The sequence below is a fragment of the Bacteroides gallinaceum genome, from assembly GCF_030373775.1.
GTDB lineage: Bacteria > Bacteroidota > Bacteroidia > Bacteroidales > Bacteroidaceae > Phocaeicola > Phocaeicola excrementipullorum.
This window is the reverse complement of sequence record NZ_JAUDEN010000003.1, coordinates 133,622-150,640: the sequence shown is the minus strand read 5'-3', so window position 1 is coordinate 150,640 and position 17,019 is coordinate 133,622. Positions and strand designations below refer to the sequence as shown.

Sequence of the window (17,019 nt, the reverse complement as noted above, 5' to 3'; positions counted from 1 at the left end):
GCGTTGCGTCCTAACCCCTATCATAAAGATTCACAAATCTTTCTTACTTTTCTTCTGCCAAAGCAATTTCAGACGATTCTTGAGGGACATAGTCGGCCTGGAAGAAGCGGCTCGCACGGAGCAGATGGCGCCAGATGCTCACCAGCTCCTGAGATTCCTGCAGAATGTTCAGGTAAACCATGTTGGCCTTCAGATAAGTGCTGTCAGCTTCCTGGATGTGGTTCATCTGCTGCTTGCGGAGAGAAGAAATGCTGTTCTTCAGGTCATCTCCCTCTTTCAGGATCTTATCCGCATCCGTATAGTCGTTGGCAAGAATGCAAGCCCTCGTACGCTCCATCAGGTCGCAAAGACGTTCGCGCATCGGAAGGAATTCCTGCACGTACTCGGCCGGAACCGGATTGAAGTTGTTGTCGACATGCTCCTTGCAAGGCTCACAGATACGCTTCAAGCAGTAGAGCATCTCTTCGCAGCTGTTGCTTCCGAGATGGAACCAGGTATTTTTCTCGATAGCCACGGTCATCGGAAGACGGCGCAAGCCAAGGATTTCCTTGCGGCGGCGCTTCTTCAGCATCTTCTTTTCTTCATCCGTTGCATTCATCGCCTTGCGGAGGCTCTTCAAGTCCTCATTGATAAATCCGTCGGTTACTTTCACATAGTTCTTTTCGGCAAAGTCAACATAAAAAGCAAGCGTATCCTTCACATGTTCGCGAAGCAGCGCAAGCACTTCGGCCTTGTCCTTGCTCTGAATCATGCGCTTGAAAATGTTGTCCTGATCTTCCAGCTTCTCTTTCTTTCCGAACTTGATGTTGCTGCGCACAAGCAGGAATACCGCCAGCACGATGAACAGGAACATGCCGACAAAGCTGGCATAATACATCACAAATGTCACGACGGCACAAATGGTGAAGGCCGTAAATGCAGTGATAAACCAGCCGCCGATAACGGAAAGCACGCCTGTAATGCGGTAGACTGCACTTTCGCGGCTCCACGCACGGTCGGCCAGCGAAGTACCCATAGCCACGATAAATGTCACATAGGTGGTAGAAAGAGGCAGCTTCATGGTGGTACCGATGATGATCAGCAAGCCCGAAAGCACCAGATTGACAGAGGCGCGCACCATATCAAAAGCGGCACCGTTTTCAAGAATCACGTCGTCTTTATTGAAACGGCTGTTAATCCAGTTGCGCATTCCCGCCGGAATGTTGCGCACCATAAAATCGTTGAAGTTCGTTGCGCGACGCACAATCAGACGGGCAAGTCCGGAAGAGCCGAACATTTCATCTCCCTCCTCCTGGCGTGCCAGATCGACAGAAGTCTTGATCACATTCTGGGCTTTTTTAGAAGTGGCCAGCGCGTAGACCATGACAAGGCCGGCCGCAATAAGGAACACTACCGGAGTCTTGGCAGAAGCCATCAGCGAATCCATCATAAAGTTATGAGGATCAACTCCGGCGCCATTGGCCACATAGTCGGTGTAAGAAGAGAAGCCTGCCAGCGGCACACCGATAAAGTTCACAAGGTCGTTTCCGGCAAAAGCCAAAGCCAGAGAGAACGTTCCCAGAAGGACGATAATCTTGAACACATTCACTCTGCACCAGTGAAGAATCTGCATCAAGACGGTTGAAACGACAAGGCAGGCGCCCACCAGCATCGGCGTATTGTCGAGCACCCACTGCATCGACTCTTTCGTCATGAACGAGGCGCTGGCCAGTCCCTGGATCACGATGAAGTATCCCAAGGCCGTAACCGCTATTCCGCCAAAGATTCCGATTGTCCAAGAAAGATGTTTCTTATAATTAAATGTAAAGATGATTCGAGAAATGTACTGTACCACCGTACCGGCCACAAAAGCGATTGCTACAGAAAGGAAGATGGCCATAATCACAGAAAGTGCCTTTTCCGTATTCATCATGTCACCCAGGCTCAGCATCCCCGTTTCATCTCCGATAATCTTCAGAATCGCAAGAACGAATGTTCCTCCCAGCAGTTCGAACACCATCGAAACCGTAGTTGAAGTAGGAAGCCCCAACGTGTTGAATATGTCAAGCAGCACCACGTCCGTCACCATAACGGCAAGAAAAATACACATAAGGTCGTAGAAACTGAAGTTGACCGGATGGAATATTCCGTGACGGGCTATATCCATCATTCCGTTACTTGAAACAGCACCGACAAATACTCCCAGAGCGGCAATAATGACGATTGTTCTGAACTTTGCTACTTTCGCGCCGACGGCGGAATTCATGAAATTGACAGCATCGTTGCTGACACCTACCAGCAGATCGAACACCGCCAGCATGAACAGGAAAATAACGATTCCTAAATAAAGGGTTTCCATACGTTAGTTTATTGATTCACTATGTTTTTTCTGGGCACAAAGTTAGTCTTTTTTTCTGAAACAGAAATGTTACGCATGTTACAATTGTGTTACAAAATCGGAGGTGGGGGCAAATAAAGGCAGACCAGACAGACATCGGCCAAGGCAGCAGGCCGCACTTCCGCCGTCCGCCTGCAGAAAATATCCCGACAGCCAAACCTCTTCACTCCAGTGATACGATCTCTTCACTCCAGCGATGCAATCTCTTCACTTCAGTAATACGATCTCCTCACTCCAGTGAAGAGATAAAAATGACGGATAATTCCGGGCAAGATGCCGCGTATGGATATCCCAAACAGCCGTTTTCCGGATGCAGGCAACAGGCTGCATGCCAGCAAAGCCGCCGGAAGCCCGCCAACGTTTGCCCCCAACCATGCAGCCTCCAGCCTGTTAATAAAAATCAATCAATGAACAAAACCGGCATCCGGATTGTATATATTTTTGCAAAATATACATTTATAATATAACAAAGAACAGACAACATGAAACGAAAGAACGTACTGAATGTTTTGGCACTCTTTGCTGCCTTGTCCGGATTGGCTGCCTGCTCGGAAAAGAACAACGACAATCCACCCACAGAAACCTTAACTCTTTCATTAGAAAAAAGCATCACACTTACTGTAGGCGAAGAACATCAGTTGTCGCTCAAAATCACTCCCGCAACCGACTATCAGGTGAATTGGGGAAGTGTCGACGCATCCGTCGCCACCGTTTCCGAAACAGGTCTGCTTAAGGCCGTGGCCAAAGGAGAAACCGAAGTGACGGCAACCGTAAACGGACATACAGCCGTGTGCGAGGTTACGGTGAAGGCTTCAGAAACATCTCAGCCCGAAACTTCCATACGCATCGCCCTCGCCGACTATCCGGATGCAGAATCCGTGGCACGGGCCATAAAGAATGCCGACGGGAAAGGCATTACCGAATACATCCTTTCGGGCGACTTTTCGAAACTGGGCATCGAAACCGTAAAAGACGCCGAGGGATATGTGACGGATGTAAAGAATCCCTTTTTAGGAACCAAGGTCGAAGTGATAGACATGTCGGGCGTAAACGGATGGCCGCAGGTGGAATCCGGCGACCTCAAGACGCTGCCCGGGCTTCCCCCTTATGCGTTCAACGGAAAGAACGGACTGAAACGTGTGGTTCTGCCCGATGAAGTGAAAGCGATAGGCAGCTATGCTTTCATAAGCTGCATCTCGCTCGAGTCCATCACGGGCGAAGGGCTTGTTTCAATCGGAGAGAACGCCTTTACGGAGTGCCACTCGCTGTCTGCCTTATCCATGCCAAAAGTTGAATCGGTCGGAGATTTTGCGTTCATCAATTGCGAGGCGCTGGAAACTGCCGTTTTCCCCAAACTGCAGACCGCCGGCAACGCGGCCTTTTTCGGGTGCTACAGGCTGCGCTCCGCAGAAATGCCGAAAGTTTCCTTCATCGGACAACGCATCTTCCAAGGATGTGACGCGCTGGCCGAACTGAAGCTGAACGCCTCGGCAGAAGTGCTTCCCAACACGTTTGAGGGGCTCGACACTGCAAACTGCACGCTCTGGCTCGACCAAGCTCCCGAATCCGGAAACAAGTGGAAAGACAAGGACTGGAAAAAAATAGAAACATATCCGAAAGAATAAAAAACTTTCATATAGCACCGGCTCAATACTTTTCTTATTTCAATTCCAGGCGGGCCGTCATTCCGGACAAAGAATGGCGGTCCGCTTTGATTTGAAGAAAACCGCGCCGGCATATCCGCCCGGCAAAAAAAGGCAGGAATCCGCTTCCGGTTGCAATTTATCAGATTATCAGAAAAAAAACACATTTTTATGTTTCCATGCAACAACTTATCTCCTGAAAATTTGTATTTTTGCAGCCGAATCACTTTTAAAAGAAAAAAGCATGTCAGAAACAAAAAGAATAAAGACCGCTCTGGTATCCGTTTACCACAAGGACGGACTGGATGCCATTTTGGCAAAGCTTCATGAAGAAGGCGTAGAATTCATGTCAACAGGCGGAACCCGCCAGTTCATCGAATCGCTGGGATATCCCTGCAAGGCAGTTGAAGACATCACAACCTATCCGTCAATTCTCGGCGGCCGTGTCAAGACGCTTCATCCCAAAATTTTCGGAGGCATACTTTGCCGCCGCGAACTGGAAAGCGACCAGCAGCAGGTGGCACAATACGAAATCCCGGAAATAGATCTGGTAATCGTTGACCTGTATCCGTTTGAAGACACTGTGGCCAGCGGCGCTTCTGAACAGGACATCATCGAAAAAATAGATATAGGAGGAATTTCGCTGATCAGAGCCGGAGCCAAAAACTTCAACGACGTGGTTATCGTTGCAAGCAAGCATCAGTACCAGCCGCTGCTCGACATTCTGAAGAGCCAGGGAGCTGAAACGACACGCGAACAGCGCCGCTGGTTTGCCGGAGAAGCATTCACGGTGTCGTCGCACTATGATTCGGCAATCCGCGACTACTTCAAGAAATAAAAAACAGGAAAAGGGAGAAACAGACATTCCCTACGGAATGCATGCTTCCCGCTTAACCGTCTTTCATCAACAGTCAACTATCAATCAACAGAGAAAATGGGCTTATTCTCATTTACACAAAATATTGCAATGGATCTTGGAACGGCCAACACCATCATCATCAGCAATGACAAGATCGTTGTCGATGAGCCGTCGGTTGTGGCTTTAGACCGCCGCACCGACAAGATGATAGCCGTGGGCGAACGTGCCAAGATGATGTACGAAAAAGAAAATCCCAATATCCGCACGGTCAGGCCGCTCCGCGACGGAGTGATCGCTGACTTCAACGCATGCGAACAGATGATGAGAGGGCTTATCAAGAAAGTCAACTCAGGACGCCACCTCTTCACGCCCTCGCTGCGCATGGTTATCGGTGTACCCTCCGGTTCGACGGAAGTGGAACTGCGCGCCGTACGCGACAGCGCTGAACACGCCGGAGGACGCGACGTCTATCTTATCTTTGAACCGATGGCGGCAGCGCTCGGCATCGGGCTGGACGTAGAAGCTCCCGAAGGAAACATGGTGGTCGACATCGGCGGCGGATCCACAGAAATTGCCGTGATATCATTGGGAGGCATCGTGTCAAACAACTCCATCCGTGTGGCCGGCGACGAACTGACTGCCGACATTCAGGAATATATGAGCCGCCAGCACAACGTCAGGGTGAGCGAACGTATGGCCGAACGCATCAAGATTCACGTAGGTTCTGCCATTACCGACCTGGGAGAGGACGCTCCGGAAGACTACATCGTGCGCGGACCGAACCGCATTACGGCACTTCCGATGGAAGTACCCGTAGGGTATGAAGAAATAGCCCATTGCATGGAAAAGACAATCGCCAAGATTGAATCGGCCATCCTCAGCGCACTGGAGAACACTCCGCCCGAACTTTATGCCGACATCGTGAACAACGGCATCTATCTGGCAGGCGGAGGCGCTTTATTGAGAGGACTGGACAAGCGACTGACAGACAAGATCAACATTCCGTTCCACATCGCAGAAGATCCGCTGCTGAGCGTTGCCAAAGGTACGGGTGTGGCATTGAAGAATGTCGACCGCTTCTCTTTCCTGATGCGGTAAACAAGATACACAAGAGCTGGAGAATTGAACATGGAGGGCTGCTTCCGCAACATACCGGAACAAACGCTCATCTCCATCTTCAATTCTCCGTTCAATTAGACCTATAGACTGCCCTGATATGCGAAACTTGATTAATTTCCTGTTAAAATACAACCATTGGTTGCTCTTTGTTCTGCTGGAAGTGATTTCGTTCGTGCTATTATTCCGGTTCAACAACTATCAAGGCAGTGTATTCTTCACTTCGGCCAACCGGCTGAGCGGAGCGGTCTATGATGCTGTCAACCACATCACACGCTATTTCAGCCTGGCAGACATAAACAGCGACCTGACACGGCGCAATGTCGAACTTGAAATAGAACTCGAACGGCTTACCGAGCAGCTGCAACGCTACACGCGCGACACGACTTCGCTCGACAAGCTCCGCCAGGAATCGCTGAAAGGCTACCGGCTGTTCTCTGCACGGGTTACGAACAACAGCGTAACTCATCCCAACAATTTCATAACCATCGACAAAGGCCGCAACGACGGAATACGCCCCGAAATGGGAGTAGTCTGCGGAAACGGTGTTGTCGGCATCATCTATCTCACAGGGGCCAACCACTCCATCGTTCTGCCTGTCCTCAACTCACAAAGCAACATCAGCTGCAAAATCAAAAGGACATCCTATTTCGGCATCCTGAAATGGGAAGGAGGGTCGTCGCAATATGCTTACGTGAAGGACATGCCCAGACACTCAGAGTTCACGCTGGGCGATACAATCGTTACCAGCGGATACAGCGCCGTATTCCCCGCAGGGATTCCCGTCGGCATCATCGACGACATGAAGGACAGCCACGACGGATTGTCCTATCTGCTGAAAGTCAAACTTTTTACCGACTTTGCGAAATTAAATGACGTGCAAGTGATCAGTTCGACAACCGGAACGGAACAAGTACATCTGGAAGACAGCGCACGAACCGCATCCGACAAACAATAGACCGAAAAAAGAATGAAGCTATGCAACATCTAATAAGACTACAATGGTTTGTTCTTCTGGTGCTTCTTCAGGCACTGGTGCTTAACCATATCCATATCGGACAGTTTGCCACTCCATTCTTATACATCTACTTCATCTTGAAATTCAATTCAGGAACGAACATCAAGACCCTCACCTTATGGGCCTTTTTCCTGGGACTCTCCGTTGATATCCTGAGCAATACGCCGGGACTCAATGCCGCGGCTTCCGTGCTCACCGCTTTCTGCCGCCCCCGTATGCTGCGCATCCTCTCTACGCGAGATGTCAGCGACAACTTTGAGCCGAGCATCCGGATAATGGGAATGGCTTCATTTTTCCGCTATTCGCTGGCAACAGTGTTTCTGCACACCGCCACATTAAATGTGATTGATGCCTTTTCATTCGTCAGCTTCAGCACACTGGTGCTGAAAATACTGACTGATACGCTTATAACGCTGGTATGTATCCTATGCATTGATTCGATAAGGAGGAACAGATAGTGGAACGCAACTACAATCTTGAAAAAAGGAAAACGGTAATCGGTGGAGCTGTCGTTGTTGTTGTAGCCATCTTTCTCATACGCCTTCTCTCCCTGCAGATCATGAGCGAAGACTACAAGAAAAATGCCGACAGCAATGCCTTTCTGAAAAAGATACAGTACCCCAGCCGGGGAGTAATCTATGACCGGAACGAGAAACTGCTCGTCTACAACCAGCCGGCATACGACATTACGGTCATCATGAAAGAAATTACGGCACTCGATACGACAGATCTCTGCCAGACACTCGGCATCACTCCAGAGTTTCTCCGGAACCGCTTCAAAGAGCTGAAAGACCGGAGGCTCAATCCGGGTTATTCGCCCTATACCAACCAGGTGCTGCTCACCCAGCTGTCGGCAGAAGAATGCGGAGTGTTTCAGGAAAAGCTTTTCAAGTTTCCCGGATTCTACATACAAAGACGCACCATCCGGAAATACGCTTATCCGGTGGGGGCACACATATTAGGTGATATCGCAGAGGTATCCAAGTCGGATATGGAAAAAGACGACTATTACATTCCGGGCGACTTCATCGGAAAGCTTGGCGTAGAACGCTCCTACGAAAAACAACTGCGCGGAGAAAAGGGAGTGGAAATTCTTCTGCGCGATGCCAGGGGCAGAATACAGGGAAACTACATGGACGGAAAATTCGACAAGGCACCGGTTGCCGGAAAAAATCTGAAGCTGAGCCTGGACATCGAGCTTCAGGCACTGGGAGAACGGCTCCTTGAAGGGAAAATCGGAAGCATCGTGGCCATCGAACCTTCCACGGGGGAAGTGCTGTGCCTGGTGTCATCTCCCTCATACAATCCACAGCTCATGTCTGGACGAAACAGAGGCAAAAACCACATGAAGATGGCCAAAGACCCATGGAAGCCTCTGTTAAACCGTGCCATCATGGGAACATATCCCCCCGGCTCTACATTCAAGACGGCACAGGCGCTGACTTTTCTTCAGGAAGGAATTATCGCCCCGTCTACAACCTATCCGTGCAACAAAGGATTCAATTTCCGCGGGCTGCACGTGGGATGCCACGCACACCCCTCTCCGCTCCCGCTGATTCCCGCCATAGCCACATCATGCAACGGCTATTTCTGCTGGGGACTTTATCACATGATCGGCGCAAAAAAGCAATACGGCTCCGTGCAGAAGGCCATGAACACCTGGCGCGACTATATGGTATCAATGGGATTCGGATACACACTAGGAATCGACCTCCCCGGAGAAAAGAGAGGGTTTATTCCCAATGCAAGCGTCTACGACAAAGCTTACCGCGGCTCATGGAACGGACTGACCATCATCAGTATCGCCATCGGGCAGGGAGAGGTGACCTTGACTCCGCTGCAAATAGCAAACCTCGGAGCTACAATAGCCAACAGAGGATATTTCATCACGCCCCATGTGGTAAAAGAAATTGAAGGAGAATCCATCGATTCGATATACCGCGAGAAAAGATACACCAAAGCCGACCGGTCACACTACGAGGAAGTGGTGCAAGGAATGCGGGCTGCCGTAACCGGAGGAACATGCCGCATGGCAAATCTTCCTGACATCGAAGTGTGCGGCAAGACCGGAACGGCTCAGAACAGAGGAAAAGACCACTCTGCATTCATGGGGTTTGCACCTATGGACAATCCTAAAATCGCCGTTGCCGTATATGTCGAGAACGGAGGATTCGGCGCCGTATACGGAGTGCCCATCGGCAGGCTCATGATTGAAAAATACCTGAAAAGGGAATTATCTCCACAAGACGAACTATTGGCAACAGACATTCAGAACCGGAGGATAGAATATGGCATACATGAGAGGTAGCGTTTGGAAAAATATCGACTGGTGGACCGTGGGGCTTTACCTTGCCCTGGTCATCTACGGATGGTTCAGCATATGCGGAGCCAGCTACAACTATGGGGAGCCGGAGTTCTTCGACCTTGCCACACGGTCGGGCAAACAGTTGATGTGGATAGGCTGCTCACTGGGGCTGGGATTCGTTCTGCTAATGCTTGAAGACCGCATTTATGACACATACGCCTACCTGATTTATGGCATCCTGATTCTTCTGCTATTCGGAACGATTTTCAACCCTCACGAAATAAAAGGCTCACGCTCATGGATCGTGCTGGGACCCGTCAGTCTGCAACCGGCAGAGTTTGCAAAGTTCGCCACAGCCCTTGCGCTGGCAAAATATATCGGAGAATACACGTTCTCCATGCAACGCACACGCAATCTGCTGACCGTTCTGGCCATTATCCTGCTTCCTATGATGCTGATAATTCTTCAGCAGGAAACAGGATCTGCACTGGTATACTTGTCATTCTTTCTCATGCTGTACCGCGAAGGGATGACAGGCGCTGTACTTTTTTCGGGAGTCTGCGCCGTTGTCTTTTTCATTGTCGGCTTACGGTTCGGAACAGAAATGATGCCGGATGAAATGACCTCATGGGGAGAGTTCTCGGTATTGACACTGATTGTGCTGCTCGCCGGAATACAGGCATGGATTTACAAGGGCCGGGGATCCTGCACTCACATGTATATTTTAGGAATAGGCGGAGGGATCATATTGGCAAGCAGCCTGTTCTCATGCTACGTCATACCGTTCAACGTGTGCCACCTGCAATTATGGCTGTGCGGAGCCTTATGCGTGTTCCTTTTCCTGCTTTTTCTGCGCGAACGGCTGCGCAACTATCTGTACATCATTTTCTTTACAGCAGCATCCATCGCTTTTTTCTTTTCTACCGACTATGTTTTCAACAAAGTTCTTGAACCTCACCAGAAAGTCCGCATTGAGGTTCTGCTGGGAATGAAAGATGATCCGGCAGGTGCCGGATACAATGTAAACCAAAGCAAAATAGCCATCGGGTCAGGAGGACTCTTCGGCAAAGGCTTCTTAAACGGAACGCAGACAAAACTGAAATATGTGCCGGAGCAAGACACCGACTTTATTTTCTGCACAGTGGGAGAAGAGCAGGGATTTGTAGGTTCTGCAACAGTCATCCTTCTCTTCATGGCACTTATACTGCGGCTTATCATTCTATCGGAACGCCAAGAAACACGCTTCGGCAGAGTGTACGGCTATTGTGTATTGGGAATTTTCTTCTTCCACCTGTTCATCAACATAGGTATGGTGTTGGGACTCACACCCGTAATCGGCATTCCTCTGCCGTTTTTCAGCTATGGAGGCTCCTCTTTGTGGGGATTCACCATTCTGCTGTTCGTCTTTCTGCGGATAGACGCAACGCGCGAGAAATAAGCACACTACTTTCTCAAAAGACGTATGCCGACATCAGCGATCCCCGGAAGCGGATTGTCGCGCATCACATGGATGATATGCAGACTTCTGTTGAAAGAGTCTGTCCCGATAACCAGCGGCTCGTCGCAGACAAATGTGCTTTGATAATACCCGCCCGCACTGCGGTCTTCATTCCACCGCCCGTTTTCATCGGCAAGGTAAAAATGCAGCGTATCTGTTACAGCAGGTAAGGTGTCACTCATAACCTTGGTAGCTTCAAGCCAGATATCCCTGTACGGATACATGTCAGTGTTCCGTATGCCTACTTCAAGCGTATACGCTGCCGGAGGAATCCCTGGAGGGAAGTAAAAATTCAGCGAATCCCCCCGCCCCCATCCGAAGTTCTCGGGGATAGCCTGGTAAGTATGATACACCGTATCATTCTGGCACGAAAAGGAAAGACAAGCCAGAAATGCCAGCAAAACAAAGTTTCTGAACTTGTAGAAGAAATAAGCGCCGCATGAATTTGCGTGATACACACTAGGGCCGGCACCACGCAAACTCTTTTCATCAAAATCACCATGCAAACAACTCTCAGACAGTCTGAAAAATGTCTTCGAATCAGGCCTGCACTTCTGGAACTGTTTTATTATCATTGCCTGAAGCATTAGTATTGCCTTCCTTTTCCGGCTGGCGCCTGTTTCCGTCATTCCGCCGGAACTTTCTGCCGTTCCGGTTCTGGCGCGGCTGCTGCGAAGCGTTGCTGCCTCCTTCTGCCACAACCTGCCTGCCGTCAGCCGGACGGCCTTCACGATGCTCTGCCGCAGCAGACTGTGCCTGAACAGCCTGCTGCATTGCTCCCCCTTGTTTCTGCCGCCCGTCGGAAGCAGGCTTGCGCGCCTGCTTATTCCGGTTCGCATTCGGTTCGCCTGCATTCTGCTTCTTTTCACTCTTTGCAGAAACATCCTTATTCTGTACAGAATTATTTTTCTGTTTTTTCTTCTTTTTCTTGTTCTTGTCAAAACGAGTCAGGCTTTCCTGCTCCAAAAGATCTTTTGAACGGGGGACATCAGACACTGTTGCATTTTCGCCCAGGGTGTCGGGCTTCTCCCCCTTTTTGTTCATGCTGATGACTTCAAACGCACGCCGTGCAGAGATTGTCACCTCATTCGCCAAAATGCCTTTGTCTGTGCTGTATGTCACCTGGTTTTTCAGGATATCAGCCTTGAAGTAATAATAAGTGCTGTCCTTCGTTTCCAAAGTAATCTCTTTGCTTGGAAGACGTTTCTGACATTCCACATAAGCGTCCACTTCATAATTGAGGCAGCATTTCAGCTTGGCACATTGTCCGGCCAGTTTCTGAGGATTCAATGAAATATCCTGATAGCGGGCGGCACTGGTAGATACAGACACGAAATTCGTCATCCATGTCGCACAGCACAGTTCACGTCCGCACGGCCCTATTCCACCGATGCGGCCGGCTTCCTGACGCGCTCCGATCTGCTTCATTTCAATGCGGACACGAAATGTTTCAGCCAGCACCTTTATCAGCTGCCGGAAGTCCACACGTTCGTCTGCTATATAATAAAAAATCGCCTTATTGCCATCTCCCTGATACTCTACGTCGCCGATTTTCATCTGCAAGCCCAAACTCTCCGCTATTTTCCTCGAGCGGATCATTGTATCGTGCTCACGCGACTTGGCTTCTTCATACTTCTCCATATCCACCGGCTTCGCTTTCCGATAGATTCTGCGGATTTCAGCGTCAGGCTTGATATTGGCCTTCCGCATCTGCAACTTCACGAGCCTGCCTGTCAGCGTCACAGTACCGATATCATGGCCTGGACTTGCTTCGACCGCCACTACATCGCCCTTTTCCAAATGCAGTCCGTTGCTGTTCTTGAAATATCCCTTACGCGTATTCTTGAACTGCACTTCCACCATATCCTGCTCCTCCGCATTCCCTGGAATATCAGCCAGCCAGTCGTAAGTGTTCAGTTTATTATTCTGTCGTCCGCAGCCCTTGCAACAAAGCGGGCCGCTTCCGTTTTTAAGCTTGAATTCATTCATATATCGTTATCGTTGTTTCATTTCAATAATCATTTTCAGTGCCATATCAAAGAAAACCATTTTGGGATTCACATTCTGTTCAATATGGGCTTGAGCTTCTCCCAACAATGCCATTATCTGAAAGATATTGCGTTCGTTGATGAACGGAGAGAACCGGACCGCAAAATGCTCCTCCTCCGCATTCATATAAACCATTTCCTTACGGTGGAAATTGTTGACAAAATTCTCTCTTGCCATCCGCTGGCAATACTCCAGCAAGTTCTTCTGCCGTTCGCGGCCCATCCCGGCAACCTGTTCGCTCCATGATTTGAGCCCGCGGATATCACGGCTGTATGCCTGACGCATCAAACTGACAAAAAGTTCGAAACAAAGCTTGTTCTCGTCGCTCAACTGAATGTTTTCAAGAGCCTTGATCAAACTTCCTGCCGAACGGTGAGCTATATCATGCGCATCCTCCTCCACCAGTCCGCAGCGTTCCTGCAGGAAGCGGACAATGTCCGCATCTTCCAACGGATGAAGATTTATCCGCTGCGTGCGGCTGACAATCGTGGCAAGCAACTGTTCAGGCTGCTCGCTCACCAAAAGAAACACGGTTTTGGCAGGAGGTTCTTCAAGCAGCTTCAGAAGTTTGTTGGCACACTCCACGTTCATCTTTTCAGGCAGCCAGACCAGCATCACTTTATAGCCTCCCTGACTCGATTTCAACGAAAGTTTCCGCTGGATCTCGTCACTTTCGCGCACATAAATCTGCGGCTGCTGGTTGCCGGCATCAATCTTCTCCATCCATTGCTGCAAAGTGACATAAGCGTTCCTCTCCAGCATTTCCCGCCATTGGGACAGATATTCATCACAAACCGTATCTTTACCGCCTTTTCTCTTGACTATAGGAAAAACGAAATGCAGATCAGGATGTGCCAGACGGTCCATCATCTTACAGGCAGGGCATTTGCCGCAAGCGTCTTCCGGATCCGGATGCTGGCAGAGAAGATAGCGTGACAGAGCCAATGCCAAAGGAAGCTTCCCGGTTCCAAGCTTGCCCGCGAACAACAGGGCATGCGGCATTTTGCCGTCATGCGCACAGCCCAACAAAAGTCGCTTCGCCTCATCCTGTCCAACTACATCTCTAAAAAATGGCATATCCCGTCTAAATTACTATAGCTGGACAAAAATAAAAAAAATATTGAACATAATGTGAAAGATATGACGTTTTTATTTCCTTTCTATAACAACGGAGTAAACAAATGCGCAAACCAGCCCACAAAACGTTTCCACGGGCCGCGCTTCCGATACTCTTCGCGCGTCATAACAGTACTGTTCTTTTTGTCGGCCTTGAACACATCTCCCAGTTCGGCAGTAGTGGGCAGGTCAAAGATAAACGCATTGATTTCATAATCACAGCGCAGACTCCTGCTGTTGAGATTTGTACTTCCTACCGTACAGAAGCGGTCGTCCACAATCATCACCTTAGAATGATGGAAGCCTCCGTTAAACACATAAATGTGCGCTCCTGCTTTTCGCAGCCTCTCGGCAATATAGAATGCCGCATCGGGCGTAAAAGGAATGTCTGATTTGCCCGGAATCATGATCTCAACCCGCACCCCGCGTCTGGCAGCCCGCTTAATGGCTTTCCGCACGCTGCGTGTAGGCGTAAAGTAAGGATTGATTATCTGAACCTTATGTTCGGCCACATCCAAGGCTGTGATATAAGCTTTGCGCATAATGTCGGGAGCCACCTTTGGCACACGCTGCACAATGGCCACCTGGTTGCCGAGATGAGAAGAAGCTGTATCTGCATGCAGCGCGCCCGAAGTGTAGGGAAAATACCGGCTGCCTTCCACCTGCTGGTGCGACTCCTGATTCCATACCCGGAAAAAAGCTTTCTGAAGCTGTTCGGAAGCAGGCCCTTCAATCCGTACATGCATATCGCGCCACTGGCCCACTTCAGGAAGGCCGTTTATATAATAATCAGCTATATTCATTCCCCCCGTATATCCCGTCGTTCCGTCAATGACCACAATCTTCTGATGATCTCTGCAAAAGATATGGTTCACATAAGGAAAGCGGATAGGATCGAACTTGATGATTTCGATGCCACGGTCGTTCAACATTTTCAGATGCTCCTTCCGGAGCGGGCGGCTGTTTGACAAGTTTCCAAAGTCATCGAACATGGCGCGTATTTTCACCCCCTCCTTCGCCTTTTCGGCCAGAAGGGTAAAAAGCTCCTTTGCTATCGAGTCGTTGCGGAAATTGAAATACTCCAAATGAATATCCTGCTTTGCCTTCCGTATATCCTTGAACAGATGGGCGAACTTGCTCCTTCCGCTGGTCAGGAGAGTGATTTTATTATGCTGTGTCACAGGTATATCCCTGCTATGCAGGAAACGGACAAAAAGAGAATCGGAGGGCAAATAAGCCTTCGATGAGTCTACAGCCGCCGCATTCTGCGCCTGCACACCAAAGACGCACCAAAGAAAGAAAAACGACAACAAACATCTATTTTGATTTTTCTTCATTCCAATTCTGATTCAAACCGAAGCAAAAGTATGGAATATTTCAGAAACAGCAAAAGCACACGCACAAAATACACGCAACTCCGACAAAACAAGCCATTACCCCAGCCAAGACGACCACTTATCCTCCCGACATTCTGACCATAGCCTGCCGCCTGTCCGGACATTACAGATTGCCCAGTGACACGCTCAAGCGAAGCAGTCCCACCACATCCTTGCGGTGATGGCTATAAATAAAATGCAGTGCCGGCTGTATGGAAAGCCAGTTGTTCAACGGAACCAGCCACGTATGCTCCATACCCACTTCATTGCCTTCAAGGTGGTCATGCATGCGGTTGACGGCAAACCCAGCCATCATCTTCCGATTTGAGATGCCGTTAACCGTAAGCCCTGCGCCCCAATAGCCATGCGTTCCTGACGTGTGGCGTGTCATGACGGCCCCCTGCAAGAGCAAACACCACTGCGTTCCCCTCCAATGCAGGAACGGCTGTTCCACCAGTCCCCAAAGTCCCGTTTTCCGGTCGAAAGAAGCTTCTGCGCCTTCCCCTGGAATTTTTCCATACACGTATCCCAGCGTATAATTGGCTGAGTGCTCGCCCTTGGTCTTATATTCATACGAAAGACTGCCGATAGAAAACAATCCCTCGGCAGACGGCCTGAAATGGAACTGCGTATCGAATGTTTCATGAGCCACACCGTTATATACGCTCACCTTGGCGACAAAGCCCTCAAATGGATACACTTCAAGATGACCGCCTATTGCCGACATCGGGAAAGTAGCCACCGGATAGTTGTTTGAAATAATCGGAAAGTCCGCATCGGCCGGCGCCGTAAAGAAGCTGGTAGAAGGGGTTGTAAAATAATCAATGTCGATGTTGCGCAACCCCACAGACAAATACAGCAGGCTTCCAATCCGCTGTCCAATGGAAGCCTGAATCAGACGAAACGGCTTATTCTCATCGGTATAAATATTTGAATATCCCAGCAAACTGTTTTCAACCAGCTTGCCGGCCGCATAAGTAGCTATGGCTGCTCCCTCAAACTGGGCTCCTTTCCACAATGCCACATTCAAATCCGCCTCAAGATAATTCACCCATGCCGTCTTTCCGTCCGACATGTTCCAGTTGCCTTCAGTCATTGCAGTTACGCCCCATGACACGCGCGACTGCCCATAGGAACAGCACACACACAGCAAACAGCTCAATAAAGTTGTCAGCTTTTTCACCTCAAATAATATACGTAAATAATAATAAGAACATAATGCCGATTTATCAAAATCGCGCTGCAAATTTATATTCTTTTTTGCAATCCGCATAATTTAGACAAAGACAAAATTAAAATAAACAAAAACAAAGCATATAAACAACTGATAACAAACAATATACAGACAGAAAAAAATAAAAGCAGGCAGCCTATACCCTGATTCCTGACAAGCCTGCATGCAGACACAAAACTGAAGCACCCCGCAGAAAAGTCTGTCTTCAGGATAAAGACATGCATCTTCAGATTAAAGATACATATCTCCAGGCTGGAGATTTACATCTTTAGGCTGGAGATACAGATTTTTCACGGAAAAGTTTCACTTTTCAACAGGCCGGACAACTGGAACCAGCGTATTTTGACCCTCGATGATATAGCGTGTATCCCTTGACACATCGCCGACGGCATACACATGCAGCCTCAAATCTCCGGGACCGAGCAGCT

12 protein-coding genes and 1 pseudogene are annotated in these 17,019 nt (G+C 49.3%); 7 read left to right on the top strand and 6 right to left on the bottom strand.

Annotated features, from left to right (window positions below):
• Nucleotides 1-43 precede the first annotated feature (43 nt).
• Entirely contained in the window at nt 44-2,338 is a 2,295-nt protein-coding gene (locus QUW60_RS02910; protein WP_258338124.1) for an inorganic phosphate transporter, read from the bottom strand.
• 521 nt (nt 2,339-2,859) lie between these two features.
• Between QUW60_RS02910 and QUW60_RS02905 the strand changes: the two genes are divergently transcribed.
• The 7 genes and pseudogenes from QUW60_RS02905 (at nt 2,860) to rodA (ending at nt 10,756) form a co-directional block, all read left to right on the top strand.
• Nucleotides 2,860-4,002 (top strand): leucine-rich repeat protein, encoded by a 1,143-nt coding sequence (locus QUW60_RS02905; protein ID WP_289558375.1) that lies wholly within the window; start codon nt 2,860-2,862, stop codon nt 4,000-4,002.
• 262 nt (nt 4,003-4,264) lie between these two features.
• A pseudogene (locus QUW60_RS02900) lies at nt 4,265-4,849 on the top strand (IMP cyclohydrolase); the annotation flags it as partial.
• A 105-nt stretch (nt 4,850-4,954) separates the two neighbouring features.
• Nucleotides 4,955-5,977, top strand: a complete 1,023-nt coding sequence (locus tag QUW60_RS02895) for a rod shape-determining protein (RefSeq protein WP_258337808.1) — start codon at nt 4,955-4,957, stop codon at nt 5,975-5,977.
• A 118-nt stretch (nt 5,978-6,095) separates the two neighbouring features.
• Nucleotides 6,096-6,953: a rod shape-determining protein MreC gene (mreC, locus tag QUW60_RS02890; RefSeq protein WP_258337809.1), complete on the top strand. Its 858-nt coding sequence runs from the start codon at nt 6,096-6,098 to the stop codon at nt 6,951-6,953.
• A gap of 20 nt (nt 6,954-6,973) precedes the next feature.
• Entirely contained in the window at nt 6,974-7,471 is a 498-nt protein-coding gene (gene mreD, locus QUW60_RS02885; protein WP_258337810.1) for a rod shape-determining protein MreD, read from the top strand.
• On the top strand, nt 7,471-9,321 hold the full coding sequence (mrdA, locus tag QUW60_RS02880) for a penicillin-binding protein 2 (protein ID WP_289558374.1): 1,851 nt from the start codon (nt 7,471-7,473) through the stop codon (nt 9,319-9,321). Before mreD ends, mrdA begins: the two co-directional genes overlap by 1 nt.
• On the top strand, nt 9,302-10,756 hold the full coding sequence (gene rodA, locus QUW60_RS02875; protein ID WP_289558373.1) for a rod shape-determining protein RodA: 1,455 nt from the start codon (nt 9,302-9,304) through the stop codon (nt 10,754-10,756). The genes mrdA and rodA overlap by 20 nt, the downstream gene beginning before the upstream one ends.
• Nucleotides 10,757-10,761: 5 nt before the next feature.
• Here the strand turns inward: rodA and QUW60_RS02870 are convergent, their stop codons facing one another.
• From QUW60_RS02870 to QUW60_RS02850, 5 genes are all read right to left on the bottom strand, one after another.
• Nucleotides 10,762-11,391, bottom strand: coding sequence for a gliding motility lipoprotein GldH (locus QUW60_RS02870; RefSeq protein ID WP_258337813.1), 630 nt, complete (start codon nt 11,389-11,391; stop codon nt 10,762-10,764).
• Entirely contained in the window at nt 11,357-12,805 is a 1,449-nt protein-coding gene (locus QUW60_RS02865; protein ID WP_289558372.1) for a PSP1 domain-containing protein, read from the bottom strand. Before QUW60_RS02865 ends, QUW60_RS02870 begins: the two co-directional genes overlap by 35 nt.
• 6 nt (nt 12,806-12,811) lie before the next feature.
• Complete coding sequence (gene holB, locus QUW60_RS02860) at nt 12,812-13,942, bottom strand: DNA polymerase III subunit delta' (protein WP_289558371.1); 1,131 nt, start codon at nt 13,940-13,942, stop codon at nt 12,812-12,814.
• 83 nt (nt 13,943-14,025) lie between these two features.
• The gene (gene cls / locus QUW60_RS02855) at nt 14,026-15,330 is read right to left on the bottom strand and encodes a cardiolipin synthase (RefSeq protein ID WP_434736838.1); all 1,305 of its coding nucleotides are present in this window, start codon (nt 15,328-15,330) and stop codon (nt 14,026-14,028) included.
• 151 nt (nt 15,331-15,481) lie between these two features.
• Nucleotides 15,482-16,540 (bottom strand): carbohydrate porin, encoded by a 1,059-nt coding sequence (locus tag QUW60_RS02850; RefSeq protein ID WP_289558369.1) that lies wholly within the window; start codon nt 16,538-16,540, stop codon nt 15,482-15,484.
• Nucleotides 16,541-17,019 lie beyond the last annotated feature (479 nt).